This window comes from Hymenobacter aerophilus DSM 13606, assembly GCF_000382225.1.
Lineage (GTDB): Bacteria > Bacteroidota > Bacteroidia > Cytophagales > Hymenobacteraceae > Hymenobacter > Hymenobacter aerophilus.
Window position 1 is genome coordinate 103,112 of record NZ_KB907812.1, and the last position, 25,573, is coordinate 128,684.

Here is a 25,573-nt window from a genome sequence, read left to right on the forward strand (position 1 = left end):
CTTAGTAGGGGCAATGAAACCTAAACAGCCCGCTAAATAGGGTAATTTTAGCCAATAACGAAGGTCGACAGTAAAATAAAACCGGGCCGCCGTCGTTGCGGCGGCCCGGTTGGGCCAAAGCGGCAGGCCCGATGGCCGCCCCCGGGCAGCTACGCTACAGGTTGTCGCGCACGTCGAGGCGCGAGGCGTTGAGGGCCGGCCGGATGGAGACGGTGATGGTGATGATGATGATGGCAATGCCGGTGAGCACGATATCGGAGAGCTGCATTTTCACCGGGTAGGCGTCCACGACGCTCGTGGCCATGCCCATGCTCACAATATGGAACGTCTGCTGAATCCAGCAGATGCCCACCCCAATCACGAGGCCGGCAATGGCGCCCACCTGGGCCACAATGGCGCCCTCAAACAGGAAGATGTTGCGGATGGTGCGCTGGTCGGCGCCCATGGCCATGAGCACGGCCATATCCTTCTTCTTGTCAATCACCAGCATCGAGAGCGAGAAGAAGATGTTGATGCTGGCAATGAGCAGAATGAAGGCGAAGGTGATGAAAACGAACATCTTCTCGACCTTAATAGCCTTGAGCAACGACACGTGCTGCTCGTCGGAGTTGAGCACCTTAAAGGTGGGCCCGAGCCGTTCGCGCAGCGTTTTCTGCACCTGCTCAATGTCCTGGCCGTCTTTCACCTTCACTTCCAGGGCGGTGCGGCGGGTGCCGTAGCTGAGCAGGTCGCGGGCAAACTCCAGGGGCACGTAAATGTAGCTGTCGTCGATGCGCTGCTCAATGAGGAAAACGCCGCCGGCCAGAATATTTTTCTGGGTGAAATAGGCATCGGGGTCCATAGAAACCCGGAATTTGCCGGCCTTGGGGTAGAGCAGGCGCATGGGCGCGAAGCGGTTGTCGAGGGCGATGCTGAGCTCGTGCTGCACGCCGGCGCCCAGCAGCGCGTAGTCGCGGCCCTCGCGCTGCAAATCGGAGCTGCCGTCGACAATGGCCGAGTCGATGTTGCTCTGGTAGTGATAGTTGGCCGACACGCCCTTCATCTTCACCACCATCTGCCGGTCGCGGTACTGCAGCAGGGCGTTGTCCTCAATCACCTCGGTTACCAGCCGCACGCCGGGCGTGCGCTGCACGCGCACCAGCAGCGGGGCCGCCAGCTCAAACGATTTGCCCTGCACGGAAGTCACCACCAGATCGGGGTCGGATTTGCCGTAGAGGCTGCGCACCAGATCTTCGAGGCCGTTGAAGACAGAGAGCACGATAATGAGGGCCGTGGTGCCCACCGCCACCCCCACCATCGAGATGTTGGAAATGATGCTGATGATGTTGCGCTTTTTCTTGGAGGAAAAATAGCGCCGGGCAATGAGCAGCGGGACGTTCACGGGCGGGACGCGGCGGAGAAAACACGGGGGAAAGGGTTACGGGCGGCAACGGCCTTTCGCTTCTCTTGAGGCAAAGTTGAAAAAGTAAAACTACCGCCCCTAGCTGGCGCGGCGCATAAAATCTTCGAGGCGGCGCAGGCGCTCCTCATGGTCTTGGAACACAGTAGTCCGTACATCGCGCAAATCGGAACGGATGGCTCCCAGATGGTCGAGCACAGCGTTGGCGAAGTTGTTGAAGCCCGCTTCGCCTCGGTCAAGGCGGTCGAGAATACGCTCCTGGGTTTGCTGCATCTGCTCCTGGGTTTCCAGCATTTTCCCTTGTACAGCCAGAATATTATCCAGCGCGCGGCCTTGCTTGTCAAGCAGCACGCTGTGCTGTTGCAGTTGGATGAGCATTTCGGCAATTACCTCCGAGTAATCATTTTTGTCGGCCATAGCAGCGCAGTTGAGCGGGTTCTGCAGCCAAGATACGCCGCCGGGGCGGAAAGGTCTATTTCCAGGCCTTCACAATCAGGCCGGTGCCCGACTCGTGCCGGGTGCTGGCGTCGAGCCAGTTCAGCAGCAGGCAGAAGGGGAACGTGACGAGGTAGTAGAAGGGCAGCAGCAGGGAAAACCACTTCGAGGCGCCCAGCATCTGGATGGGGTACTTCATGCTCAGGCGCCACGAAATCTGGCCCGGCTCGCCGTAGCTGTAGCGGGCCTCGATGCGCTCAAACCCGGCCGCGCGCAGCTTCTGCTGGATTTCGTGGATGTTGTAGCCGTCGCGCACGTGTTCCTCAATAAAGCTGGTTTCGCCGTCGGAGTGCACGTCGGAGCCGCCCTGGTCGCTGGGGGTCGAGATGAGCAGCATGCCGCCATCCTTGAGCGAGGCGTGGATGTTTTTGAACACCTCCACATCTTCCAGAATGTGCTCCATCACATCCACCGAAAGCGCCAGGTCGAAGGTGTTGGGCTGCTGGTAAAGCACGAGGTCCTGCACGGCAAACTGGGCGTTTACGCGGCCAATCTGGCGGAAGAAGCGGTTGGAATCGGCCACCTGCTCCTCTTTTACGTCGACGGCCAGAATTTCCCACTTCGGGCTCTGGCCCGACAACCAGTAGGTGTACTGCCCGAAGCCCGAGCCGGCATCGAGGATGGCCAGCGGCTCCTGGCTACGGCCTTTGCCCCACTCGCGCAGTTCGCGGTGCACGTGCCAGGTGCGCAGCAGCAGCAGATCGAGCAGGTGGTAAAAAACCTGCCGCAGCCAGGGCGTGCGGTTGAACACGTCGCCGAGCGACTTTTTAATCGGGTCGTAATGCAAGAGGGGAACTAGTGAGATGGTGAAATGGGGAGTTGACGTTGGGCTAGCCAACTGGCGAAAGGAGGGGGCTGAACAGCTCGTTGGCCGATGAAAACTGGTTGAACGGCAACTCACCATTTCACCATTTCACCACCTCACTACTCCGCCGGGCCGCCAAACAGGCGCGGGCGCGGTCCGCCGGGGCGGGTGGCCGCGTCGGTGTCTTCGTTGGGGGTGGGCTCGGCGGGGGCGGGCGGAATCTCCAGGTCGCCGAACACGCGGTCCATCTGGGCAGCGTAGGCGGCCGAGTCGTCGAGGAAAAACACCAGCTCGGGCACGATGCGCAGCTGGCGGCGGATGCGCTTGGCCAGCGCCTGCCGGATGGCCTTGCCGTTGTCTTTCACCAGCACCAGCTGCTGCTCGCCCTGGCTGGCCTTGTCGGCCGCGCTGCCGATGTTGAGCACGCTCAGGTACACGCGGGCCACGCCCAGGTCGGGCGACACGCGCACCAGGCTGATGCCGGGCGGCAGGCCCGGAAACAGGTGCGGCAGCTCGCGCTGAAATACGGCCGCCAGCTCCTGCTGCAGCAGGCTGGCTACTTTTTGTTGTCGTTTGCTTTCCATAAGAATAGGCAAAGATACGAATTGAGGCCTTGAGGATTGGCGGCCCAGGCGGCTAAAAGGTTGAGGCGGGCGGCGGGCAAAGATATTGTCATCTTGAGCTTGCGAAGGACCTTATCACGCATAAACGGCCGCAACAACAACTCCTTCTTGCATGATAAGGCCCGTTGCTGCGCTCAGGATGACAGTATCTTTGCCCGTCATCCTGCCCCAGTCCCACAGTTCTCCGGACCTTCACCTTTCTGCCCTTTGCTGCAATTTTTCAAAAGCTCCCTGCCTACCCGCCTGCTGCTGCTGCTGCTGCTCGTGCTGGCGCTGCGGCTGCCGCTGCTCTGGTGGGGCCTGCCGCTGATGCCCACCGAACTGCGCGAAATGCTGCTGGGCGAGCGGCTGAACGAGGGCGCCCGCCTCTACCGCGACCTGTACGACAGCACTGCGCCGCTGGCCGCCGCCCTGGGCGGCTTGCTGGAGCTGGTGGGCGGCCGGCCGCTGTGGCTGTACCGGCTGCTGGCGCTGGCGCTATTGCTGTTTCAGGCCCTGCGCTTCAACTTCGTGCTCAACCGCGCCGATGCGCTGCCCGAGCGCGGCTACCTGGTGGCGCTGACCTACCTGCTGCTGGGCTCCGTCAGCACCGACCTCGACATTTTCTCGCCGCTGCTGCTGGGCCACACGTTTCTGCTGGCCGGATTCAGCGCCCTGCTGCCCACCTCGCGCGAGGGCTACGACAACCGCCGCCTGTTCCGGGCCGGTTTCCTGCTGGGTGTGGCGGCGCTGTGCTACCTGCCGCTGGCGCTGTTTCTGCTGCTGGGGCTGTTTGCCGTTATCATCTTTGCGGCCAACTCGTTTCGCAGCTTTCTGCTGCTGGTGTGCGGGTTTCTGTTTCCCTATGCGGTGGTGGGCTCGTTTTTCCTCTACACCGATTCGCTGGCGGGCTTCGTGCATTTTCACCTGCAGCCCACGCTCAGCGGCCTGGTAGCCGGCACCGATGGCCTGCCGCTGCCCGTGCAGCTGCGGCTGCTGGCGTTGCCGGGGCTGGTGCTGGTGCTGGGGTTGCTGCGCAGTTTGGTAAAGCCGCCGGGCCTCGTTTTTCAGGTGAAATTTCAGCAGCTGATGCTGGTGTGGGTGCTGGTGGCGGCCGCCGTGGCCGTGGCCGGCCGGGGCGTAGCGCCCGGCACGGCGGTGCTGCTGCTGCCCCCGGCGGCCTATTTCAGCCTCTATCTGTGGCAGAAACCCGCCCGCGCCTGGGTGCCCGAAGTGGGGCTGCTGCTGCTGATGGGCGCCGTGCTGCTGGTGCGCTACCGGGGCGTGTTCTTCCTCGATACGGCCCTGCAGCTGCCCCTGGAGTCCCGCTACGCCGTGCAGCCCGACCCGCGTACCCGGTTTCTGCAGGGCCAGCGGCTGCTCGTGCTCGGCCCCGGCCTGCGCCCCTACGCCCACAACCGCCTCGCCTCGCCCTACCTCGACTGGCGCCTGGCCCAGGTCGATTTCGGCCACCTCGACGAGTACGCCGCCGTGTTCCGGCTCGCTCGCCAGCTCGGCTCCAACCCGCCGCAGTACCTCATCGACCAGCGCAACCTGCTGCCCGAGCTGCGCTACAAGCTCCCGCAGGTGTTCGGCCGCTACCAGCCCACCAGCACCAAAGGCGTGTACCGGCTGGGGAAGTGAGAGGTGAGAACTTAGAAGTGAGAAGTGAGAAGTGAGAAGTGAGAAAAGGAACGTCATTCAGAGCGCAGCGAAGAATCTCGCGTGCTACCGTTGAACAATGACCGTTCAGCGTGTTCAGGCGAGATTCTTCGCTGCGCTCTGAATGACGTTCCTTTTCTCACTTCTCACTTCTAAGTTCTTACTTCTAAGCGCTACCGCCGGCCGCCGGCGGGGGCGGCGAAGCGCATGCGGTAGTCGGCATCTACATCGCCCTTGCTGATGCGGGCCAGCTTGCCCTTGAGCAGCTGCTTGCGCAGGCCCGAAGTGTAATCGGTGAACAGCACGCCTTCCAGGTGGTCGTACTCGTGCTGAATGACGCGGGCGGTGAGGCCCGAGAAGGTTTCCTCGTGTACCTGGCGCTGCTCGTCCTCGTAGCGCAGCCGGATAACCGGGCAGCGCGTCACCCGCTCGCGGATGCCGGGAATGCTCAGGCAGCCTTCCTCAAACGCCCACGGCTCGCCGGTTTCGCTCAGCATTTCGGGGTTGATGAAGGCGCGCTTGACGGGCGCCGCCGTGGGCTCGTCCACAATCGGGTTGCCGTCTTCGTCCTCGTCGAGCATGGGCGTCGAGTCGATGACGAACAGGCGGATGCTTTTGCCTACCTGCGGGGCGGCCAGGCCCACGCCGTGGGCGTGGTACATGGTTTCGTACATGTTGGCAACCAGCAACTCCAGCTCGGCGGCCGGAAAGTCGGCGGGCAGGCGTTTGGCGAGGGTTTTCAGAACCGGGTCGCCGAAGGCAACAATGGGGAAAATCATCGGGATTCGAGGTAAGATTGAAGGATAAGGGTGGCCGCCACCCTATCGACGGTGGCTTTGTCGCGGCGGTCCTTTTTGCCGAGGCCGCCGGCCAGCATGGCCGCGTGGGCCATGCGGGAGGTAAACCGCTCGTCGATTTCGTGCACCGGCACCTGCGGAAATTCCTTGCGCAGCCGGCGCACCAGGCCCACCACGGCGCTGGTGGCATCGGTGGCCTCGTTGCCGAGCGTGCGCGGCATGCCCACCACCAACGCCTCCAGCGGCTCGCGCTGGTGGTAGGCTTTCAGGTAGGCCAGCAGCTCCTGGCTATGGATGGTGGCCAGGGGGGTGGCAATGAGTTGGAGCGGGTCGGTGACGGCCAGTCCCACGCGCTTATGCCCGTAATCAATGGCCAGAACGCGCCCCATTGCATCGAAAAAAGAGTGTAGCGCGGCCCCACCACCCGGTGGGCGCCGCCCCGCAAAGGTACGACAGCCCGCCCGAACGGCCCGGCCCTAAGTGCCTGCAGGCCACAGGCACCAAACGGCCGCCGGGCGAGCAAACCCGGCGGTTCAGCGAAAAGTTTGATCGTTCTATAATTATATAAAAACCTTTGTACCGCCTAGTCGCTACCGTAGCTTCTGGTTAGGATAAAATACGTAAAAACGCTGGTTTATTGGCTTTGAATTATAAAAAATTGGATACTTATTGGAAAATGGAGATACCGCTATGTAAGGCGCCGTTTTCTTTGAAAAGTTTCAATAAGTTTGGAGAGTTGTTATCCGCCTACTAGTCGCTTATTGATTGAACACCTACTCGCTTAGCGCTTTATGACCTTTCAGCCCCAGCAGCCACCCCGGCCCGATTCGGAGCGCGGAGCCCGCAACTGGCGGTGGCAGGTGCGCCAGCCCTGGCTGCTGGGTTTGGTGCTGGCCTGCGGCGTGCTGATTGGTGCCAACCCTTTCCGGCCCTCGAGCCAGAACCCCGACCTGACGGCCCGCGGCTACCTCAAATTCAAGGAAATCCTCAGCTACATCGACCGCGACTACGTGGATTCGGTAAACGCCGAGGAGCTGTCGGATTACGCCATTACCCGCATGCTGGAGCGCCTCGACCCGCATTCGGTATTCATTCCGGCCAAGCAGCAGCAGCAGGCCTCCTCGTTTCTGCAAAGCGACTACGACGGCATCGGCGTCGAATTCAATCTGTTCCGCGACACCGTAACGGTGGTGGCGCCGCTCAGCGAAGGCCCCGCCGAACAGGCCGGCCTGCAGCCCGGCGACCGGATTCTGACCGTTGACGGGCTGGCCGTGTCGGGCGTACACTTCACGATGCAGGACTTGTTTGGTAAGCTGCGCGGCCCCCGTGGCAGCCGGGTGCAACTGCAGCTGCTGCGCCGGGGCCTGCCGCGCCCCATCAGCGTGGCCGTAACGCGCAACCGCATCCCCAATTCGTCGGTCGATGTGGCCTACATGGTGGACAACCAGACGGGCTACCTGAAAATCAGCCGCTTCGCCAGCGGCACCTACGACGAGTTCAAGGCTGCCCTGGGCGATTTGCGCCGCCAGGGCCTTTCGCGGCTCGTGCTGGATTTGCGCGGCAACCCCGGCGGCTACCTCGATAGGGCCACCAAAATTGCCGACGAGTTTATCGGCGGCACCCGCAAAATCGTGTACACCGAGGGCAAGGGCGACCAGTACGACACTCAGACCTACTCGCGGGTGGCCGGCGAGTTTGAGGATGGCACGCTGGTAGTGCTCGTGGATGAAGGCAGCGCCTCGGCCTCCGAAGTGCTGGCCGGCGCCCTGCAGGACCACGACCGGGCCCTGCTGGTGGGCCGCCGCACCTTCGGCAAGGGCCTGGTGCAGCAGCCCATCACGCTCAACGACGGCTCGGAGCTGCGCCTGACCATTGCCCGCTACTACACGCCCTCGGGCCGTAGCATTCAGAAATCGTACGGCCACGGTCTGGCCGAATACGAGCAGGAGCTGCAGAAGCGCGCCCGCAATGGCGAGTATTTCCACGCCGACAGCATCCACTTCGCCGACTCGTTGCGCTACCGCACGGCCCGCGGCCGGGTGGTGTACGGCGGCGGCGGCATCATGCCCGACCTGTTTGTGGCCCGCGACACCTCGGCGCAGTCGGGCTACTACCTGAAGCTGCAGAGCCTGAACCTGGTGCGCGAGTTCGCCCTGAGCTACTACCAGGACCACAAAACCGAGTTGGAGGCGCTGCGCTTCGAGCAGTTCGGCGAGCAGTTCCGCATCAGTGATGTGCAGTTGCAGCTACTGGCCACCCGCGCCATGCAGCACGGCCTACCCGCCGACGCGGCCGGTCTGCGCCGCTGCGCCCCGCTACTGCGCAGCCAGCTGAAGGCCCACATTGCCCGCAGCGCCTACGGCAAAACGGCCTATTTCCGCGTCCTCAACCACGACGACGCCGAAATGCAGCAGGCCCTGAGCGCCCTGCGCGAGCCCGGCAACACGGCCTTATTAGGTCTGGCGGGGCAGTAGCGCGAACTTTGTAGTTCGCGGCCCTGCGTCGCTCCATTCTATTGCAACGGCGCAGGGCCCCGAACTACAAAGTTCGCGCTACTGTTCGCGCTACTGCTCGTCCTGGAAGCGGAAACTGTGACCGACGCCGGGCAGGGGCTGGCCATCGGCTTCGGCGTAGGGGTAGATGAAATAATTGAGGGCCTGGCCTTGCTGGCGGGGGGCCAGGGCCAGGTCGCGGCCCTGGCTGAATTCGAGGCGGTTTTCGTCGTGGGCGCCGAAGAAGTAGTTGCGGCGGGCGGGGTTTTTGGCGGCCTCGGAGGCATCAATCGGCACCCAGCCGGTTTCGGGCGTGAAGAACTCGGCCCAGCAGTGGTAGCCCTTCACTTCGGCCGTGCCCCGTTCGGGCGGCAGCGGAAAGCCGATGCTGAAACGGGCCGGAATGCCCAGCGCCCGGCAGTAGCCGATGAACACGGCGTGGAAATCGGTGCAGTTGCCCCGGCGCGCGTCGCAGGCATAGTAGATGTCGCCGCGGCCCCAGCCCTGGCCGGTTTTGTCGTAGGCCACGGTGCTTACCACGTGCTCGTAGATGGCGCGGGCCTTTTCGAGGTCGGTGCGGGCACCGGCTTTGGTTACGACTTCCGTGGCCCAGAGGCGGATTTGGGGGTCGAGTGGCACAAGGTTGTCGGGGGCCAGCCAGCGGCGCAGGTTGGGGCCGGCCGGCTCGGGGGTGGGGCGCTGACCGGTGCTTAGCGGCAGGCTCAGGTGCTCGCGGCGGGTGGCCTCCAGGCTCATTTTCACCTCGAAGCCCTTGAGTTCCGCGCCCGTGGCCCGCAGGTGCAGGATGCGGTTGCCATATTCGCCGGTCTGGATAGTGTAGGGCACCGGGGCCGATACGCGCAGCTGCCGCACCTGCTGCGACTTATCGTCGTGGGGTACGGGCAGCCACAGCTCCACGGTACGGGTGCCGGCCGGGGCGGCGGGCACGGCCGCCGTGTACTCGAACCGGAAAGTGCGGCTGCGTGGCTCCGGGGCCGAGTTGGGGGCAGCAAGCAGGGCAAGCAGAGGCAGCAGAAACGAAAGCATAGCGGGTAGTAAAGCGCCGGCAAAGGTATTTGGTTCTCAGTGGTGAGCTGCCAGTTGCCAGAACGTCATTCAGAGCGCAGCGAAGAATCTCGCTTGAAATGACTGAACGGTTATTGTCGCAACCTCAGCACGCGAGATTCTTCGCTGCGCTCTGAATGACGTTCTGGCAACTGGTGACTCACAATTCACCCCTGGCCACTGAGAAACTTTGTACCTTCACGAACCCGGTATTTCCCACCCGAAAAACTCGTTCGCTATGCCTTTTTATCAGCGTTTAGGCCAGATTCCGCGCAAGCGGCACACCCAGTTCCGGCAGCCCGACGGCTCGCTCTACCACGAGCAGCTGGTGGGCACGCTGGGCTTTCATGGGGTGTCGTCGCTGCTGTATCACCGCCACGCGCCCACCGAAATTCAGCGGGTGGGCGAGGCCCGGCCGTTTGCGCCCAAGCTGCTCAAAGACCGGCCTTTATCTCCGGCTCACCTGCGCACACTGGCCCAGGTGAGCACCGGCGGCGACTACTTGGAAGCCCGCCAGACAATGCTCGGCAACTCCGACGTGACCATGAGCATCTGCAACCCCACGCAGCGGCGCATGGACTACTACTACAAAAACGCGCTGGCCGACGAGGTGATTTTCGTGCACGAAGGCCGCGGTGAGCTGTGGAGCCAGCTGGGCAAGCTGGCCTTCGAGCCGGGCGACTACCTCGTGATTCCGCGCACCATTATCCACCAGATGCACTTCGAGGAAGGGCCGGTGCGCCTGCTCATCATTGAGTCGTTCAGCCCCGTAGAAACTTGCCGGCGCTACCGCAACCATTTCGGGCAGCTGCTGGAGCACGCGCCCTACTGCGAGCGGGATTTCCGCGGGCCTTCGGAGCTGATTGAGGACGATGTGCGCGAGTCGGGCGAGTACGAGGTGCGGGTGCAGAAGGACGGGCAGCTACACTCGCTTATCTACGGCAACTCGCCGTTCGATGTGGTAGGCTGGGACGGCTACTTCTACCCCTACGCCACCAGCATCCACGACTTCGAGCCCATTACCGGCCGCATCCACCAGCCGCCGCCGGTGCACCAGCAGTTCGAGGGCAACAACTACGTTATCTGCTCCTTCGTGCCACGGCTGTTCGACTACCACCCGCTGGCCATTCCGGCCCCCTACAACCACTCCAACGTCGATTCCGACGAGGTGCTGTACTATGTGGCCGGCAACTTCATGTCGCGCCGCGGCGTCGATCTGGCCTCGTTCACCTGGCACCCCAGCGGCATCCCGCACGGGCCGCACCCCGGCACCGTGGAGGCCAGCATCGGCAAGAAGGAAACCCACGAGCTGGCCGTCATGCTCGACACCTTCCGGCCACTGTACCTCACCGAGGCCGCCCTGGCCTACGAGGACGAGAACTACCCGCTCAGCTGGCGACCCGAGGCGCACAACCCGCCCCGCTCGGCCGATATGATGGATTGAGCGGCCTGAACAGTTTATAAAGAAGGTCATGCTGAGCGAAGTCGAAGCATGACCGTTCTGTTATCTGGTTGCCTTGCCTCTTACTTCCCTACCGCCATCTTGAAAATGTGGTAGGGCTGGTCCTGCTGGCCGACGCCCTGGCTCCAGGTGGGCGTTTTGTGGATGGCCGAGTTGGTGACGTAGAGCGTGCGGCCATCGGCCGAGAAAGCGAAGGTGTCGGGCCACTCCAGGCGCGGGTCCTGCACCACGGTTTCGATTTTGCCGGCCGGCGTGCGGCGCTTGATGGAGTGGTCTTCGAAGGCGGTCAGGTAGAGGTTGTTTTGCGCGTCGAGAATCATCCCGTCGCAGGCCGGCACCTTGCCCAGGTCCTCAATCTGGGCCACTAGCTGCGCCTCGGTGAGGGCCGGATTACGTAGTGCTTCGGTTTTGATGCGGTAGAGCGCGTAGCTGGTCAGCGGCTTCCAGTACAGGTACTGCCGGTCGTGGCTCAGGGCAATGCCGTCGGCGTTGAACTGGCCCTGCTTGCCGGTGGGGTCGACGAGCAGCTTGCCATCGGCCTTGATGTTGAGCGTGGTGTCGCCGAGCATGGATTTGTGGCGGGCCAGCAGCTGCCGCGACTTACCGGTTTTCAGGTCGATAACCACCAAGCTGCCGATGCCCGACTCGGTGATGTAGGCGTACTGGGCCTCGGGGTCGACGCGCACATCGTTGAGGTAGGACTTGGTAGGCGCCACGCTGGCGGGCACGGCAATCTTCTGCACCACCTGGTTGGTAGCGGGGTCGATTTTGACCAGCTTGGGGCCGCCGGGCACCGTGCCCTTGATGCCGGGCGAGGCCGGGTCGAGCACCCACAGCATCCCGGCCGGGTCGGCGTATACGCTCTGGGGGCAAATCCAGTGTTTCTGGGGCTCGTTGCGCACGGTTTCGTCCCACTTGCACCACTCGGCGTCGGGGTAGGGCTTGAGGGTGTTGCCGGGACCGATTTCGGCAATCGGGGCCACGGGGTTGTTGTCCCAACGCGGGAAGTCGCCGAATACCCGGCCGTCGGGCAGCACGGCCACGCCCACAATCTGCGGCTCCCGGAACTGCGCCACCACCTGCAGCGGCGAATTGGCTGGCGCGACCGGCGCCGAAGTGCCGAGCGAGTCGGTGGATGGAGCGCCGGAATCGGTGCCGGCCGTGGGGCCGGAGGAAGGGCCGGAACAGGCCCCGAGGCAGCCCAGGACCAGCAAAACGGCAGCCCGGGCGGGGCCGGGGAACGGGGTGTGCAGCATAAACAAGCAGCGCAGTAGAGTAAGCAAATAAGCCGCCACAGCAACGGCCAACGGATTTCATACGTGGGGCGCCGCGGCAGGTTGAGCGGTCCAATGCAACCCGGCCAGGCCGGCTGCCGTATGAGCGGGCCGTTGTTTCGGGTGCCGCCAGCCAGCTGCCAGTCGGCCGCCGGTCGGCTACGTCGGGCCATTAGTCCGCTCACGGCCCGGAAAGGGGCCTTTATGGCCATATCAGAAAAAGCGCTTACCTTTGGCCCCTCCTAACCGAAACGGCATACTTAATACAATCAAATCAACGAATTGTATTATTTATTTCCGGTTTTAGCCCATAACTGACTGCTTTCGGTCTTTCGGCCGCAACCATAAAAAAGGAAACGCTGATTTTTTTCAAAAAACGTTTCTGCCCTTTTGCCGAGTCGGGCCGGCCGCCTATCCTCTCCAGGCCAAGTGAGAGTTCACCGACCCAATTGCCATGTCTATTGCGTTGTTCCTGCTGACTTTCCTCTTTCCTCCCCGCCCTGTTTCCTCGACGGCGCTGGCTCTGCCCTCCACCGTCGCCACCCTGACCCCCCGTCCGGTAGCCATTTCGCTGCCGGTGCTGCCTGCCAAGAAGGCACCCGAAACCCTGGCCTACAAAGTAACGGCCACCACCTACTGGCCCGAAGTGGGCCAAACCGATGACAACCCGATGGAAACCGCCGACGGCTCCATCATCCCCGAGCGCCACTCCAGCAAAACGCGCTGGCTGGCCGTTTCCCGCGACTTGCTCAGCAAGTGGGGCGGTCCGTTCAAGTTCGGCGAGAAAGTCCGCGTAACGGGCCTCGCCAACGGCCTCGACGGCGTCTATATCATCCATGACACCATGAACCGCCGCCACCGCCACTGCGTGGACGTGCTGGTGAACGAGCGGGAGTGCAAAAACGGCCTCGAAGGCCGCTGGACCGGCATCAAGCTCCAGAAATATGCCCCCGAGCCAGCCTGGCAGGCGGGCTGAGCTTAGAGCTTAGAGCTTAGAAAATACTTCTCAGGCCCTTTGGTGGCCGAATGAGTCGCTGCTTTTCTGTCATTTACTCTGTCCGATTTCAGCTTTCTTCCGGGTACTTTGCCAGGTGCCGGGGCTGATCGTGCGCGTCGTAGAGGTAGCTGAGCGGGCGGCTGGGGTCGGCCATGATACGGTCGAGCGGAATCTGCCAGCGCTTCCACATTTCCAGCAGCGACTGCGCGTAGGCACTGTTTTCCCAGGGGTTGAAGATGGCTCCGGTTACGTCGTCAATCAACGAATCCATGATGACCTCCCGGTCGCCGGGCTTCACGGTGCGGGCAAAATAGTCGGGCACCACGTTGAGCAGGTAGGCGGCGTAGTACACGCGGGCCTTGAACTCGGCCACCTGCACCGGGTGCAGCGGCCGGCGGGCATCGGCCTCCACGCGCCGCATGGCCTGCCCGATGATGCCGTTATCCACCAGACAGGCCACCAGCACGGTTTCATCGAGCTTGATGCTGAAAGCCAGCGTGCTTAGGTCGTCGTCGTACTCGAAGGGCAACTCGTCGTGGGCAGGGTCGGTTTCGAGCACGAACATGGAGGCGGGCACGAAGTCGTCGTAACTCATGGGCACGCGCAGGGCCTGCAGGGGCTGAAAGAACGCCTGGAAGCGGCGCAGCATCTGGGCGTTTTCGGCCAGCGGGTACTGCGGCACGGCCAGCGGGTCTTGCTGGTTGAGCAGCTCGGTGATGAGGATGCCGTAGAACATCTTGCCCAGCCACAGAAACAGCGTCTGCTCATCGAGCTCCCGAAACCCGCGCACCCCCTGCCGGCTAATGTCTTCAATATGCGCCTCCAGCGGCTCGACGTGCTGCGTGCGGCAGCGGGCGCAGCAGGCAATACGCAGCGCCGGATACGTCACAATGCGCAAATCGAGCAGCTTTATCTGCCGCTCGCGCAGCTGGTAGCGGTCCATGAGCCAGTCGGCAAAAACCGGCACCGTATCCTGGGGCGGCGTGGTGGGCGCGCCGCACAGAAAGCACGCGCCCGGCCCGAAGCGCATGCCTTCGAAGGGTTCGTAGAGCGTGAGGTCGGCGGCGGTAGGAGCAGGGTTGGGCATAAGATAAGCGGCAAACGAAAGCGCAAAGTTACGCCGACCCGCCGCTACTCAAGCCCGTTTGTCACCGCCTCGCCTGTTACGTACTTGACCTGTCATCCTGAGCGCAGCGAAGGACCTGTACAGAAGCTAACATCAGATATTAGCCTCTGTATAGGTCCTTCGCTGCGCTCAGGATGACAGGCGCGCTACTTCGAGAGCTGCGAGCCGAGCTTCATGAGCAGCTTACCGAGCTGGGCCAGCGGGGCGGCGTAGTTATTGGTGGTTTCCTCGGCTACTTTGCCGGTTTCGATGCCCAGTGAGGCCAGCGTTTCGGCCAGGTCGTGGGTTTTGGTGTCGGCCGACGACAGCTGCTCGCGGACCAGCTGCAGTTCCTGGGTTACTTTGGCCAGGCCGGCGCGCTCGGTGGCTTTGAGCACTTCAATCCAGCGGTCAATTTCGGTCAGGGCAGACTCGCCGGTTGGCGATTTGGTGCCGAGCAGGTTGAGCGTGTCGGTGAGCAGGGCCGAGTTTTGCTCGTCGGTAACGGTGAGCGGAACAGCGGGCGTGGGCTGGTTGGCGGGAGTGGCGGCGGTGGAGTCCATAAGAGGGAAGGTCGAAAGGGGGAAACGAATCAACGTAGCTAAACTACCCGGCTATACTTGCCCGCCGCCCGAAAAGTTGGCCCCGACGCCGCGCACGCGCTCCGGCGCCGCTTGGTGGGTTACCTTCCGGGCGGGCCGTTATTAACCCCCGTGCGGCCCGCTGCCGGGGCGCGTTTCTTTCCATTTGAAATTTTTCCGCCGATGAAAACCCTGTTCAAAACCCTGTTTGTAGCCGCCGCCGTTTCGTTCTCCGCCGCTTCCTGCACCGAGCAGGGCCAGGCCAACACCGAAGCCGCCGCCGAAAACGCCAGTGACGCCGCCACCATCGAAGCCAACAACGCCGCTGTAGCCACCGACGACGCCCTCGAAAACACGGGCCAGGTTATCGAAGCCACCGCCGACAAAGCCGCCGAAAACACCGAAGCGGCCGCCGACAAAGCCGCTGCCGAAACCAAAGCTGCCGCCGACAAAGCCGGCAACAAAATCGACCAGGCTACCGACAACGCCAAAGCCGAAATCCGCAATAATTAGGGCTTAGATGTTAGGGCTTAGGTTTTAGTTATTAGGACTTAGGGCCCGTCTGTCATCCTGAGCAAAGCGAAGGACCTTATTAGGTTAAAACGAGCCGTTGTTACGATGGTCGTTCTAACGTGATAAGGTCCTTCGCTTTGCTCAGGATGACAGACGGGCGCTAAGAAGCTGTTGAGTTAGCGGAGAACAGGATGTAGAGACGCGACCCATCGCGTCTCGGCGCTGAACGGCGGTGTAGGCTCAACATCAGCAACAGCAGCAACGCCAAGACGCGATGGGTCGCGTCTCTACATCCCCCTCATTCCTACGCCTTAATCTCCATTTCCGCTTCGTTGGCCAGCTCCAGCAGCACGGTGTAGTAGGGCTGGCCGGTGGTTTTCGAGCGAAGCCAACTGAAGAAGCTTAGGGCCTGCAGATCTTCCTGCTCCACCGACACGAACGACGGAATCTGGCCCAGGCGCTCAACAAAGGCGGGGCGGCGGGCGGTGGCGGGGTCATCAATCAGCTCGCCTACCAGCTGCAGGTAGTTCAGCACCGAAGCGTAGCCGCCCCCGCCGGGCCCAAACCGTTCCTTCAGCAGCCGCTCGATGGCCCGCAAGCGGTTGTGGGCCAAATCGGAGTTGCCCAGCTCGAACTGAATCAGCATTTCGCCCATGCTGCGGTTGATGACCCACTCGACGCCCATTTCCTGCTCGCAGTAGTGGTCGGTGCGCCCGATGGCCTGCAGCGTCTGGTTGGCTTTCTGAAACTGGCCTTCGGCGAAGTAGTGGAAGCCCAGGCCTAGCCGGGCCGTCAGCTCTTCGCGGGGGCTGAGCGGCAGGCGCAGCATCTGTTCGAGCAGCCCGATGCTGTCGGAGTTGCGGCGCAGGAAGGCGTAGTTGGCGGCCAGCAGAAACGTGTAGCGCGGCCACATGGCGGTGCGCAGCAGCCGCGGCCCGGCCTCCAGCAGCACCCGCAGCCGCTCCAGGTACTCCACCGATTCGGCAAAGCGGCGGGTGCGGTACAGGGCGTGGGCAATCATGAGCAGCAGCCCCAGCTGGGCCTCGCGGTGGGCCGCCTGGAAGCCGTGGCGCTTTTCCATCAGCTGGTAGCAGCGCATCACGAAGGGCGCAAACGAGGCGTAGTCGCGGCGCACGAGCATGGCGGCGCGGGTGATGGACATGAGCCGCAGCAGCAGCGCGGGGCGGCGGGCAAAGGCCTCCTGCAAATCGTACTCGCGCAGCACCTGCTGCAAAATATCATCGAACGACTCGGCGGCCCGGCCCTTCACGCGGGCCTGGCGCAGGCGCTGGCGGATGAGGCTGTCGGCAATGTTGGCCCGCTCCTCCTCGTCGGCGTCGCGCTTGTTGAGGTTGCGCTGGCGGATAATATCGTCGAGCGGGTCGGCGTGGGGGCTGTGGGCGCGGGCAATCTGGAGGTTGTACACGGCGTTGAGCTGCTCGTACTGCTCGTTCTGGCGGGCCAGCTTTTCGGCCTTGCGCAGCGTGCTCCAGGCCAGCCGCTCGATGCCGGCCTCGAACAGGTACTGGGCCAGCGTGAGCAGCCCGCGCACCGAGGCCGCCGCCGTGTGGTCCTGCTGGTGCTGGCGCAGCAGCAGAAAATCGAGCAGGTGGCGCAGCAGGCGCTTGCGCAGGGCGTAGTAGGCCACGGCGTTGGGCTCGTCGGGGTAGAGGCGGGCCAGCAGCTCGGGCGTGGTGTGCTCGCGGGGCTGGGCCAGCAGCTCGTAGAGGCGCACATCCATGCGGCCCTTCTGCTTGCGGCGCTGGCGCTGAATGAACTGCCGGAACTCCTTGTGGTCGTCGGGTGAGAAAGTAGCAAGCGTGGTACGCAGGTCGTCCATGAGCGGGCGGAGCTTCTAAAGTCTGAATAGAACACGATAAACCGCTGACTTATAGCTGGTTTTTTAGCAGGGTCCGGCTGGCAGCGGGTCTAAATATAGAACATCCTGGTTGCAACCGGATGCGGGTGGGGTGGCATCTTTCCGGAAAGATTCACCCTAAGCCCCACCGCTATGCTTCCACGCCTACTCAGCCTCCTGTTTCTGCTCCTGCTTTCGGCCGCTGGCGCCCGGGCGCAGGATGTGCTCACCCGCCAATCGGGCGAGGAAATCAACGTGAAAGTGGTGGAGATTACGCCCGTCAGCGTTACGTACCGCCGCACCGACAACCCCGACGGGCCGCTGATTACGGTGCGCAAGCTCGACGTGTTCATGATTCGCTACGCCAACGGCACGAAGGAAGTGTTTAATAGCGGCTACGGCCGGGCGCTGCCCGCCCCGGCCGGCCCGCTGCCCCAGCCGGGCCCCGCCGTACCCGGCGACGACCCGCTGCCCGAGCCCACCGTCAGCCTGAGCGGGCCGCGCATCGGCTTCACGGTGCTCACGGGCGGCGTGGTGGATAAGGCCAGGGAAGAATTTGGCCTCAATCCCTTCCTCACGCAGTTTGGCTGGCAGTTTGAAACCCGCATTTTCCGGCTTTCGTCGGGCACATCGGGGCTGTTTGAACTGGTGCCGCTGATTGGCGGGCTGGAGCAGGGCAAGTTTATCCCCAGCCTGAACGCGCTGATCGGCATTCGCGGGCCCAGGGGCTTCGAGTTCGGCCTGGGGCCCAACCTAACGCCCGCCAGCGCCGGTATTGCGCTGGCCGTGGGCACTTCCTTCAAGGTCGAGGACGTGAATTTCCCGGTGAACCTGGCTGTGGTGCCCGGCAACGGCGGCGTGCGCTTTAGCTTGCTGGTGGGCTTCAACCACCGCCGCCGCTAGGGGCACGGCCTTTCTACCACCTATTTCTACTGAAACGACGATGCGCTTTCTACCCATTCTGCCGCTGCTGCTGAGTTTGCTGCTGAGCGCCCCCCGCACCCAGGCCCAGCAGACGCCCGCCGCACCCGACTCCACCGCCCGGCCAGCCGCCAGCCCCGCTGTCGCCACCGATGTCATCGTGCTCACCAACGGCGACGAGGTGTCGGCTCAGGTACTGCGCATCACCCCCGAGCTGGTGCACTATCTAGCCCCAGCCGCCCCTACTGATACGCTGCAGCTGGCCGCCGCCGAGGTGTTTATGGTGCGCTTTGCCAACGGCACGCACGAAGTGCTGCGGCCGGTGCCCGCCACGCCCGCCACGCCCGCCACCAGCCTGGTGGGCCTGAGCACGGCGCAGCGCTACGAGCGGGGCCGGCAGGACAGCCGGAAATACTACCAGCCTGCCAAGGGCGTGTTCTGGGGCACGTTTGCCGGCACGGTGGCCGGCTACGGCTACGGCGGGCTGATTACGGGCGGCGCCATTGCCCTGACGCCCCCGCGCCGCCACAACCTGAACGCGCCCGAACCCGAGCTACTCAACGACCCCGCCTACTACGACGGCTACCGCCGGCAGGCCCAGAACCGCAAGCTGGGCAAAGCCGCCGCGGGCTTTGGGGTAGGCACCGGCGCAATCCTGGTTTTAACCGCGGCCACGTTTGCTATTCTGCTCACTTCGCTTACCCACATCTGACCTGCCGGGCGGGCGTTTTCAACCTTACGGCCGGGCTTCGCGTAAAGCGGGTATCTTCCACCCTAACCCTACGACCATGGACGTTAATAACAACGGCATCAACGACAACACCGAGCTGCGTGCCCGCGGCAACTGGAACGAAATCAAAGGCCAGGCCAAGCAGAAGTGGGGCAACCTCACCGACGACGATATGCACTACGACGAAGGCAAGCAGGACGAGTGGTTCGGCCGGCTGCAGGAGAAAACCGGCGAAACGATGGACGACATCAAGAACTGGTTCCAGCGTACCTTCTAGTTTGCCTGATTTCCGATAATCCCAACGGCCTGCTGCTTCGGTAGTGGGCCGTTGGAGTTAGCGGGCTTTTTATTTCCGCTTCCATAATGATTTTATCAATAATTCGTATAACTTTATCAACAGAGAAACAGCTGTTTTATGCTAACGCTACCGGAAGAACTACGCACCCTCGGTAGCCGCGCTTTGCTGGCGTTGCCCAAAACGGTTTTTCTCTGCTCGCGCGCTTACCCGGCCGCGGTTGAGCGCGACACTTACCTGTGGGCCATGGAGCAGCGGCAGCAGCACCGCTGCATTGCTTCGGGCTTCCACTCGCGGCTGGAGCAGACGGTATACCATTTCCTGCGCCAGCAGGCCGGGCAGCCCATCGTGTACGCGCTGGGCCGGGGCATTCAGCACAGTCTGGCCTTCGAAAACGAGGCCGAGCTGCGGGAGGGCAACCTGCTGTTCATTACGCCTTTCGAGCCGGAAGTAAGCGCCGTCAGCTTCGAAACGGCGGCCATCCGCAACCTGCTGCTGGCCGATCTGGCCGACGACTTCTTTATTCCCTACATGACGCCCGACGGCAACCTGGCGCAGCTGCTGGCCGATACCCTGGCCCGCAACAAGCCCCTGCTCACGCTCGACGTGCCCGGCAATGCCGCCCTGGCCCATCCTGGCGCCCGCATCTACCAGCCGGCCGGCCTGCTGGGCAGCAGCCGCGCCACCCCTTAACGCCCCGCTGCGTAAGAGGCCCACTGGTCGGGCTCGGGCCGACTGGCCGCCGGTAGTGCCGCCAGGCGCTGCCTTTGCTTAGCCGCGCCGTTGCGGCGGTTGCGGAGCGTGGCGCTTTCCTTTCTCCCAGACAGCTTTCCATGACCCTTCCTGATACGCTTTCAACTACACTACCGACCACCCCGCGCGCGGGAATCCGCACCCTGGCCCGCGTGGGCTTTGCCGCCAAAGGCGTGGTATACGGGCTGATGGGCGCGCTGGCGCTGCTGGCGGCTACCGGCCAGCAACAGGGGCAAACGGCCGACAAAAAGGAGGCCGTGCAGACGCTGCAAAGCCTGCCCGGCGGGCCGGTGCTGCTGGGCCTGATTGCGCTGGGGCTGCTGGCCTACATTGTGTGGCGCGTAGTGCAGGCCGTGCGCGACACCGAAGACAAGGGCACCGATGCGGCCGGCATTGCGCGGCGCGTGGGCTACGCCGCCAGCGGGCTGCTATACGCCAGCCTGGCCTGGTACGCCGCCCAACTGGCCCTCAGCGGCTCGGCCGACAGCAGTGGCAACGCCAGGCAAACCCTCACGGCCCGGGTGCTGGACTGGCCCGCCGGCGAGTGGCTGATTATGCTGGCAGGAGCGGCCACCATCGGCGTGGGTGTCTACCAGCTTTACCAGGCGTATTCCGGTCGGTTTCAAAAGAACATCCAAAGCAGCGACATTCCGGCCGGGCAGCAGAACACGGTGTACCGGCTGGGGCAGCTCGGCTACACGGCCCGCGGTATCGTGCTGGGCATCATCGGTTACTTCTTCATCCAGGCCGGCCGCCAGTCGCGCGCCTCGGCCGTCGGCAGCACCGACGAGGCCTTCGACCTGCTGGCCAGCATGGGGCCGCTGGTGCTGGGCGTGGTGGCGCTGGGGCTGCTGGCCTACGGCCTGTACATGCTGGTGCAGGCCAAATACCCGGTTCTGAAAGTGTAGGCTGGCTTTTGGTAGAAAGGCGAGCCTAGAGCCAATTCGAGGTTAGTGAATGATGTAGTGACGCGATGGGTCGCGTCTCAATCGTTGAACAGTCTCGCTGAACGGAATTGTTGTCACGGCTCCGGTCAACGTTGCCGTTCAACGATTGAGACGCGATGGGTCGCGTCTCTACAATCGTTCAGGCCGGTACCGCGCTAGTCGGCCACGTAGTCGGCCAGGTACTGGTACCGCTCGGTGAGCTGGCCGCCGCGGGCGATGGTGGCGCGCTCGATGACTTCGTCGGGGCCACCCTCGGCCAGCAGGTGGGGCAGCACGTGGGCGATAAGCTGACTGGCGAAGTCGCGCGAGGCATTGCGGGGCAGCTCGCAGGGCAGGTTGTCCACGGCCATCACCGTGAGGTGCTCGGGGGCCGAATAGGCGGGGTGCAGCTCGCCGGTGGCCGGGGCGTAGTCGTAGGCGGGCTCTTGGATGGTGGTGCTGCGGTGGGTGGTGGGGATGGAGCCCTCGATGTCGCAGGTGACGTCGGCAATGGTGTTGATGCGGAAATCGGGGCGGCGTACATCGGCCTCGGCAAACAGGCGCGGGGCCTGGGGATGCCAGTAGGCGCAGGCAATCAGCAGGTCGGTAACGGGCAGGAAGTTGCCGAACGTGCTTTCGTAGGCCTGGGGGTTGCGGTGAAAATCGGGCGTGTCCCAGACGCGGCCGTCGCGGCGGCGGTTGTAGTCGGAGGAGCGCAGCTGGGCGTACACCGGCTCGTTGAAATCGAGGTAGAGGTAGTCGTAGATGCTCACGCGGCGGATGCCCATCAGCTCCAGCACCTCAACCGCGCCCTGGGCCACGCGGCCCGAGCCCGTCACGGCTATCTTGATGGGCGGCAGCTTCTTCACCTTAAAAAACTCGTCCTGCATATCCTCCATATCCACGCACTCGTAGGCGGGCTTGAGGTTAAATAGGTCGTGCTTGCGGCCGTAGGTGAGCAGACCGTTGTAGGCGCCCACAATGCCGGCCCAGCGCCCAAACGCCACAATGCGCTGGCCCTGCTCGTCGGTGAGCACCTCGTAATCGACCAGCGTGATGTTGCGCCGGAGCACCTGGCGCAGCAGCTCGCGGTTGGCGGGCTGCTTTTTGATGGTGTGCGAGAAGAAGCAGTAGGTTTTGTTGGGCAGCAGTTCGGCCACCGGCACTTCCTTCACGCCCATCAGCACGTCGCAGTCGGCCACGCTGGGGCGCACCTCCAGGCCCAGCTCGCGGTACTCATCGTCGGAGAAAGCCCGGATTTCGCTCTGCTGGGCCACGATTTTCAGGCCTGGAAACTGGTCCTGGGCCTCGATGCACTTCTTGGGAGTGAGGGGGACGCGCTTATCGGGGGGCGTTTTGCCTTCGCGCAGCAGGCCAATGGTGAGGGTGGGCATAAGCTTGGGTGGGATGGAACAGGCCCTAAAGGTAGCTGTAGAGACGCGACCCATCGCGTCTCTACGTTGCTGATGTTGTATTACCACTCCCTGTAGACCCACCGCGTCTCTGCAATCGTTCGGGTGGACCGGCTAAACTTTTCCCTGATTCCTGGTTTAGGGGTGCCACCTTTTCGCGCTACCTTTGTTAGGCTCTTTGCGGAGCCTTTCCGTTGCCACCCTCACCACCCTTCTTATGTTGCTGAAGACCAAGCCCGCCGACGTGTTTGTGGACCGCCATAATGGTCCTGACGATGCCGGTGTTGCCGAAATGCTGCGCGTTGTCGGCGTCGAGTCGATTGACCAGCTCATCGACGAAACCGTGCCGGCGGCTATTCGCCTCAAAATGCCGCTGAACCTGCCCGCGGCCCTCACCGAGCGGGCGTTTCTGGCCAAGTTCAAGGGCATTGCCGAGAAGAACCGGCTGTTCAAGAACTACATCGGCCTAGGCTACCACCCCACCCAGCTGCCGGCCGTTATTCAGCGCAACATCCTCGAGAATCCGGGCTGGTATACCGCTTACACGCCCTACCAGGCCGAAATTGCCCAGGGCCGCCTCGAAGCCCTGATTAATTACCAGACGATGGTAATGGAGCTCACGGGCCTCGAAATTGCCAACGCCAGCCTGCTCGACGAAGGCACCGCCGCCGCCGAGACGCTGCACATGTTCCACTCGCTCAGCAAGAAGAAAGGCGCCAAGCGCTACTTCGTGTCGGAGCAGGTGCTGCCCCAGACCATCGACGTGCTGCGCACCCGCGCCACGCCGCTGGGCATTGAGCTGGTGATTGGTGACCACCGCACGGCCGACCTGAGCGACGAGTCGCTGTTCGGCGCCATTCTGCAGTACCCGGCCGCCGACGGCGCCGTGTACGACTACACCGATTTCATCACGAAAGCCCACGATAACGACCTGTTCGTGACCGTGGCGGCCGATTTGCTGGCCCTGACGCTGCTCACGCCTCCCGGCGAGATGGGCGCCGACGCCGTGGTGGGCAACTCCCAGCGCTTCGGCGTGCCGATGGGCTACGGCGGGCCCCACGCCGGTTTCCTGGCCACCCGCGACGCCTACAAGCGCGTAATTCCGGGCCGCATTATCGGCCAGAGCATTGATGCGGCCGGCAACAAGGCCTACCGCATGGCCCTGCAAACCCGCGAGCAGCACATCCGCCGCGAGAAGGCCACCAGCAACATCTGCACCGCGCAGGTGCTGCTGAGCGTGCTGGCCGGCATGTACGCCGTGTACCACGGCCCCCAGCGCATCCGGCAGTTTGCCAGCAACATCCACGTGCAGGCCCAGACGCTGGCCGGCGCGTTGGGCGAGCTGGGCCTGGAGCAGGGCAACGAGTTCTACTTCGACACACTGGATATTCAGCTGGAAAGCGCGGAGCTGCAGAGCGCCGTGAAAAAGGAGGCTGAGGCCGCCGGTATCAACTTCCGCTATTTTGGGGAGAACCAGGTGGGCATCTCGCTCAACCAGAACACCGAAATCGAGGACGTGCAGGGCATTGTGGCCGTGTTTGCCAAGGTGCTCGGCAAGGACGCCCCCAAAGTGGAGCTGCCCGGCGAAGCAGAGGTGAACTGGGCGGATGAACTGATTCGCAAGAGCGAGTACCTCACCCACCCCATCTTCAACACCCACCACTCCGAGCACGAGATGCTGCGCTACATGAAGCAGCTCGAAAACAAGGACCTGAGTTTGGCCCACTCGATGATTGCGCTCGGCTCGTGCACCATGAAGCTCAACGCCACGGCCGAAATGATTCCGGTTACCTGGCCCGAAATCGGCAACCTGCACCCGTTCGCGCCCCGCGAGCAGGCCCAGGGCTACGCCGAAATCTTCGCTGATTTGGAGAAGTGGCTGTGCGAGGTAACCGGCTTCGACGCCGTGAGCCTGCAGCCCAACTCGGGCGCCCAGGGCGAGTACGCCGGCCTGCTGGCCATCAAGGGCTACCACGATTCGCGCGGCGACCAGCACCGCAACGTGGCCCTGATTCCGGCGTCGGCCCACGGCACCAACCCGGCGTCGGCCGTTATGGCCGGCATGCAGGTGGTGGTGGTGAAGAGCACCGAGGACGGCAACATCGACGTGGCCGACCTCAAGGCCAAAGCCGCTCAGCACGCCGACAAGCTCAGCTGCCTGATGGTGACCTACCCCAGCACGCACGGCGTGTACGAGGAAACCATCATCGACATCTGCCAGACCATCCACGAGCACGGCGGCCGGGTGTACATGGACGGCGCCAACATGAACGCCCAGGTGGGCCTGACCTCGCCCGCCACCATCGGCGCCGACGTGTGCCACCTGAACCTGCACAAAACGTTCTGCATCCCGCACGGCGGCGGCGGCCCCGGCGTGGGCCCCATCGGCGTGGTGGCCGATCTGGCCCCCTTCCTGCCCGGCCACGTGCTGATTGACGCCGACGGCCGCACGGCCAGCGCGGTTTCGTCGGCGCCGTGGGGCTCGGCCAGCATTCTGCCCATCAGCTACGCCTACATCAACATGATGGGCGGCGAGGGCCTGACCGAAGCCACCCGCATCGCCATCCTGAACGCCAACTACCTGAAGGCGAGGCTGGAGGAGCACTACCCCGTGCTGTACACCGGCGCCAACGGCCGTTGCGCCCACGAGATGATTCTGGACTGCCGCCAGTTCAAGAAGGCCGGCATCGAGGTGGAAGACATTGCCAAGCGCCTGATGGACTACGGTTTCCACGCGCCCACCGTGAGCTTCCCGGTAGCCGGCACCCTGATGGTGGAGCCCACCGAATCGGAAAGCGTGGAGGAGCTGGACCGCTTCGTAGAGGCGATGGTGAAAATCCGGGAGGAAATCCGGGAGGTAGAGGAAGGCCGCGCCGATGCCAAGGACAACCTGCTCAAGCATGCCCCGCACACGGCGGCCACCGTGCTCGTGCACGACTGGACGCGGCCCTACTCGCGCGAGCAGGCCGTGTACCCCACCGAGCACGCCCGCGCCTACAAGTTCTGGCCCGCCGTCTCGCGCATCGACTCGGCCTACGGCGACCGGAACCTCATCTGCTCCTGCACCTCCATCGAAGAGTACGCAGACGCCGAAGAGCAGCTCGTGCAGGCCGATAAGGGCCCGTCGTACTAGGGTTAGGGCTTAGGCTGTACTGGAGAGGCCCCGCAACGGTTGTTGCGGGGCCTTTTTGTTTGAACTGTCCCGTCCGGCAATATGTTGACACTTTTCCAAAAGTTGTCATGAAAAACTCCTCTGAGCCGCGCGAGCGGCGTAGTCAACGCGACTACAGTTTGCCTTTTAAATTGGCCGTGGTGGGAGAAGTCGGCCGCGGTGAGTTGAGCTACAAACAAGCCCAGCGGCGCTACGGCATCCAAGGCCGCAGCACGGTCCTGACCTGGTGCCGACGCTATGCCACTCATTTCGTAACT

24 protein-coding genes are annotated in these 25,573 nt (G+C 63.3%); 12 read left to right on the forward strand and 12 right to left on the reverse strand.

Features of this window, described 5'->3' with window-relative positions; translation table 11 throughout:
- Positions 1 to 154: 154 nt before the first annotated feature.
- From H145_RS0111325 to H145_RS20995, 4 genes are all read right to left on the reverse strand, one after another.
- On the reverse strand, positions 155 to 1,381 hold the full coding sequence (locus tag H145_RS0111325; RefSeq protein ID WP_019948266.1) for an FtsX-like permease family protein: 1,227 nt from the start codon (positions 1,379 to 1,381) through the stop codon (positions 155 to 157).
- A gap of 99 nt (positions 1,382 to 1,480) precedes the next feature.
- The gene (locus H145_RS0111330) at positions 1,481 to 1,816 is read right to left on the reverse strand and encodes a hypothetical protein (protein ID WP_019948267.1); all 336 of its coding nucleotides are present in this window, start codon (positions 1,814 to 1,816) and stop codon (positions 1,481 to 1,483) included.
- A 55-nt stretch (positions 1,817 to 1,871) separates the two neighbouring features.
- Positions 1,872 to 2,681, reverse strand: a complete 810-nt coding sequence (locus tag H145_RS0111335; protein ID WP_019948268.1) for a class I SAM-dependent methyltransferase — start codon at positions 2,679 to 2,681, stop codon at positions 1,872 to 1,874.
- A 137-nt stretch (positions 2,682 to 2,818) separates the two neighbouring features.
- Positions 2,819 to 3,283 carry a ribosome-binding factor A gene (locus H145_RS20995; protein ID WP_019948269.1) on the reverse strand — a complete coding sequence of 155 codons (465 nt, stop codon included), beginning with the start codon at positions 3,281 to 3,283 and terminating at the stop codon, positions 2,819 to 2,821.
- Between the two features lie 246 nt (positions 3,284 to 3,529).
- Here H145_RS20995 and H145_RS0111345 point away from each other — a divergent pair, with 246 nt between their 5' ends.
- Entirely contained in the window at positions 3,530 to 4,945 is a 1,416-nt protein-coding gene (locus H145_RS0111345) for a hypothetical protein (protein WP_019948270.1), read from the forward strand.
- Between the two features lie 191 nt (positions 4,946 to 5,136).
- Here H145_RS0111345 and def read toward each other — a convergent pair whose 3' ends face one another.
- Positions 5,137 to 5,742, reverse strand: coding sequence for a peptide deformylase (def, locus tag H145_RS0111350; protein ID WP_019948271.1), 606 nt, complete (start codon positions 5,740 to 5,742; stop codon positions 5,137 to 5,139).
- Entirely contained in the window at positions 5,739 to 6,149 is a 411-nt protein-coding gene (gene ruvX, locus H145_RS0111355; protein ID WP_019948272.1) for a Holliday junction resolvase RuvX, read from the reverse strand. Before ruvX ends, def begins: the two co-directional genes overlap by 4 nt.
- Positions 6,150 to 6,551: 402 nt before the next feature.
- Between ruvX and H145_RS0111360 the strand changes: the two genes are divergently transcribed.
- The gene (locus tag H145_RS0111360) at positions 6,552 to 8,234 is read left to right on the forward strand and encodes a S41 family peptidase (protein ID WP_019948273.1); all 1,683 of its coding nucleotides are present in this window, start codon (positions 6,552 to 6,554) and stop codon (positions 8,232 to 8,234) included.
- A 90-nt stretch (positions 8,235 to 8,324) separates the two neighbouring features.
- On the opposite strand, the gene H145_RS0111365 is transcribed toward H145_RS0111360, so the two are convergent.
- Entirely contained in the window at positions 8,325 to 9,299 is a 975-nt protein-coding gene (locus tag H145_RS0111365; protein WP_019948274.1) for a transglutaminase-like domain-containing protein, read from the reverse strand.
- 256 nt (positions 9,300 to 9,555) lie between these two features.
- Here H145_RS0111365 and H145_RS0111370 point away from each other — a divergent pair, with 256 nt between their 5' ends.
- The gene (locus H145_RS0111370; protein WP_019948275.1) at positions 9,556 to 10,761 is read left to right on the forward strand and encodes a homogentisate 1,2-dioxygenase; all 1,206 of its coding nucleotides are present in this window, start codon (positions 9,556 to 9,558) and stop codon (positions 10,759 to 10,761) included.
- Positions 10,762 to 10,841: 80 nt separating this feature from the next.
- Here H145_RS0111370 and H145_RS21000 read toward each other — a convergent pair whose 3' ends face one another.
- Positions 10,842 to 12,035 carry an SMP-30/gluconolactonase/LRE family protein gene (locus H145_RS21000; protein WP_019948276.1) on the reverse strand — a complete coding sequence of 398 codons (1,194 nt, stop codon included), beginning with the start codon at positions 12,033 to 12,035 and terminating at the stop codon, positions 10,842 to 10,844.
- A gap of 472 nt (positions 12,036 to 12,507) precedes the next feature.
- On the opposite strand from H145_RS21000, the gene H145_RS21005 reads away from it, so the two are divergent.
- On the forward strand, positions 12,508 to 13,029 hold the full coding sequence (locus H145_RS21005; protein WP_051103000.1) for an RlpA-like double-psi beta-barrel domain-containing protein: 522 nt from the start codon (positions 12,508 to 12,510) through the stop codon (positions 13,027 to 13,029).
- An 88-nt stretch (positions 13,030 to 13,117) separates the two neighbouring features.
- Here H145_RS21005 and H145_RS0111390 read toward each other — a convergent pair whose 3' ends face one another.
- Together H145_RS0111390 and H145_RS0111395 are read right to left on the reverse strand one after the other, a co-directional pair.
- Positions 13,118 to 14,137 carry a hypothetical protein gene (locus H145_RS0111390; RefSeq protein WP_019948278.1) on the reverse strand — a complete coding sequence of 340 codons (1,020 nt, stop codon included), beginning with the start codon at positions 14,135 to 14,137 and terminating at the stop codon, positions 13,118 to 13,120.
- Between the two features lie 185 nt (positions 14,138 to 14,322).
- A complete protein-coding gene (locus H145_RS0111395) occupies positions 14,323 to 14,718 on the reverse strand; it encodes a hypothetical protein (protein ID WP_019948279.1) in 396 nt (131 codons plus the stop codon).
- A gap of 201 nt (positions 14,719 to 14,919) precedes the next feature.
- On the opposite strand from H145_RS0111395, the gene H145_RS21010 reads away from it, so the two are divergent.
- A complete protein-coding gene (locus H145_RS21010; protein WP_019948280.1) occupies positions 14,920 to 15,249 on the forward strand; it encodes a hypothetical protein in 330 nt (109 codons plus the stop codon).
- A 304-nt stretch (positions 15,250 to 15,553) separates the two neighbouring features.
- Here the strand turns inward: H145_RS21010 and H145_RS0111405 are convergent, their stop codons facing one another.
- Entirely contained in the window at positions 15,554 to 17,089 is a 1,536-nt protein-coding gene (locus H145_RS0111405) for a hypothetical protein (protein WP_019948281.1), read from the reverse strand.
- A gap of 171 nt (positions 17,090 to 17,260) precedes the next feature.
- Between H145_RS0111405 and H145_RS0111410 the strand changes: the two genes are divergently transcribed.
- The 5 genes from H145_RS0111410 to H145_RS0111435 all read left to right on the forward strand — a co-directional run bounded on the left by H145_RS0111410 (position 17,261) and on the right by H145_RS0111435 (position 20,714).
- On the forward strand, positions 17,261 to 18,010 hold the full coding sequence (locus tag H145_RS0111410; protein WP_019948282.1) for a hypothetical protein: 750 nt from the start codon (positions 17,261 to 17,263) through the stop codon (positions 18,008 to 18,010).
- A gap of 40 nt (positions 18,011 to 18,050) precedes the next feature.
- Positions 18,051 to 18,740, forward strand: coding sequence for a hypothetical protein (locus tag H145_RS0111415; RefSeq protein WP_019948283.1), 690 nt, complete (start codon positions 18,051 to 18,053; stop codon positions 18,738 to 18,740).
- Positions 18,741 to 18,816: 76 nt separating this feature from the next.
- Positions 18,817 to 19,035, forward strand: a complete 219-nt coding sequence (locus H145_RS0111420) for a CsbD family protein (protein WP_019948284.1) — start codon at positions 18,817 to 18,819, stop codon at positions 19,033 to 19,035.
- 138 nt (positions 19,036 to 19,173) lie between these two features.
- The gene (locus H145_RS21015) at positions 19,174 to 19,746 is read left to right on the forward strand and encodes a DNA-binding protein (RefSeq protein ID WP_157541468.1); all 573 of its coding nucleotides are present in this window, start codon (positions 19,174 to 19,176) and stop codon (positions 19,744 to 19,746) included.
- 140 nt (positions 19,747 to 19,886) lie between these two features.
- Positions 19,887 to 20,714: a DUF1206 domain-containing protein gene (locus H145_RS0111435; protein ID WP_026351445.1), complete on the forward strand. Its 828-nt coding sequence runs from the start codon at positions 19,887 to 19,889 to the stop codon at positions 20,712 to 20,714.
- A gap of 194 nt (positions 20,715 to 20,908) precedes the next feature.
- Here the strand turns inward: H145_RS0111435 and H145_RS0111440 are convergent, their stop codons facing one another.
- On the reverse strand, positions 20,909 to 22,126 hold the full coding sequence (locus H145_RS0111440) for an NAD(P)-dependent oxidoreductase (RefSeq protein ID WP_019948287.1): 1,218 nt from the start codon (positions 22,124 to 22,126) through the stop codon (positions 20,909 to 20,911).
- A gap of 235 nt (positions 22,127 to 22,361) precedes the next feature.
- Between H145_RS0111440 and gcvP the strand changes: the two genes are divergently transcribed.
- On the forward strand, positions 22,362 to 25,277 hold the full coding sequence (gene gcvP / locus H145_RS0111445) for an aminomethyl-transferring glycine dehydrogenase (protein WP_019948288.1): 2,916 nt from the start codon (positions 22,362 to 22,364) through the stop codon (positions 25,275 to 25,277).
- 107 nt (positions 25,278 to 25,384) lie between these two features.
- Positions 25,385 to 25,573, forward strand: a 189-nt coding sequence (locus H145_RS23330; RefSeq protein WP_083937769.1) for a helix-turn-helix domain-containing protein, incomplete at its 3' end; no start/stop codon positions are given.

Bases quoted from the DNA above. Each gene is read 5' to 3' on its own strand.
- H145_RS0111405 (WP_019948281.1), bottom strand. From the start codon at position 17,089: ATGGACGACCTGCGTACCACGCTTGCTACTTTCTCACCCGACGACCAC.
- H145_RS21005 (WP_051103000.1), top strand. From the start codon at position 12,508: ATGTCTATTGCGTTGTTCCTGCTGACTTTCCTCTTTCCTCCCCGCCCT.
- H145_RS0111415 (WP_019948283.1), top strand. From the start codon at position 18,051: ATGCGCTTTCTACCCATTCTGCCGCTGCTGCTGAGTTTGCTGCTGAGC.
- H145_RS21010 (WP_019948280.1), top strand. From the start codon at position 14,920: ATGAAAACCCTGTTCAAAACCCTGTTTGTAGCCGCCGCCGTTTCGTTC.
- H145_RS21015 (WP_157541468.1), top strand. From the start codon at position 19,174: ATGCTAACGCTACCGGAAGAACTACGCACCCTCGGTAGCCGCGCTTTG.
- H145_RS0111395 (WP_019948279.1), bottom strand. From the start codon at position 14,718: ATGGACTCCACCGCCGCCACTCCCGCCAACCAGCCCACGCCCGCTGTT.
- H145_RS0111330 (WP_019948267.1), bottom strand. From the start codon at position 1,816: ATGGCCGACAAAAATGATTACTCGGAGGTAATTGCCGAAATGCTCATC.
- gcvP (WP_019948288.1), top strand. From the start codon at position 22,362: ATGTTGCTGAAGACCAAGCCCGCCGACGTGTTTGTGGACCGCCATAAT.
- H145_RS0111410 (WP_019948282.1), top strand. From the start codon at position 17,261: ATGCTTCCACGCCTACTCAGCCTCCTGTTTCTGCTCCTGCTTTCGGCC.
- H145_RS21000 (WP_019948276.1), bottom strand. From the start codon at position 12,035: ATGCTGCACACCCCGTTCCCCGGCCCCGCCCGGGCTGCCGTTTTGCTG.
- H145_RS0111390 (WP_019948278.1), bottom strand. From the start codon at position 14,137: ATGCCCAACCCTGCTCCTACCGCCGCCGACCTCACGCTCTACGAACCC.
- H145_RS0111360 (WP_019948273.1), top strand. From the start codon at position 6,552: ATGACCTTTCAGCCCCAGCAGCCACCCCGGCCCGATTCGGAGCGCGGA.
- H145_RS0111435 (WP_026351445.1), top strand. From the start codon at position 19,887: ATGACCCTTCCTGATACGCTTTCAACTACACTACCGACCACCCCGCGC.
- H145_RS0111440 (WP_019948287.1), bottom strand. From the start codon at position 22,126: ATGCCCACCCTCACCATTGGCCTGCTGCGCGAAGGCAAAACGCCCCCC.
- H145_RS0111370 (WP_019948275.1), top strand. From the start codon at position 9,556: ATGCCTTTTTATCAGCGTTTAGGCCAGATTCCGCGCAAGCGGCACACC.
- H145_RS0111365 (WP_019948274.1), bottom strand. From the start codon at position 9,299: ATGCTTTCGTTTCTGCTGCCTCTGCTTGCCCTGCTTGCTGCCCCCAAC.
- H145_RS0111420 (WP_019948284.1), top strand. From the start codon at position 18,817: ATGGACGTTAATAACAACGGCATCAACGACAACACCGAGCTGCGTGCC.
- H145_RS20995 (WP_019948269.1), bottom strand. From the start codon at position 3,283: ATGGAAAGCAAACGACAACAAAAAGTAGCCAGCCTGCTGCAGCAGGAG.
- def (WP_019948271.1), bottom strand. From the start codon at position 5,742: ATGATTTTCCCCATTGTTGCCTTCGGCGACCCGGTTCTGAAAACCCTC.
- ruvX (WP_019948272.1), bottom strand. From the start codon at position 6,149: ATGGGGCGCGTTCTGGCCATTGATTACGGGCATAAGCGCGTGGGACTG.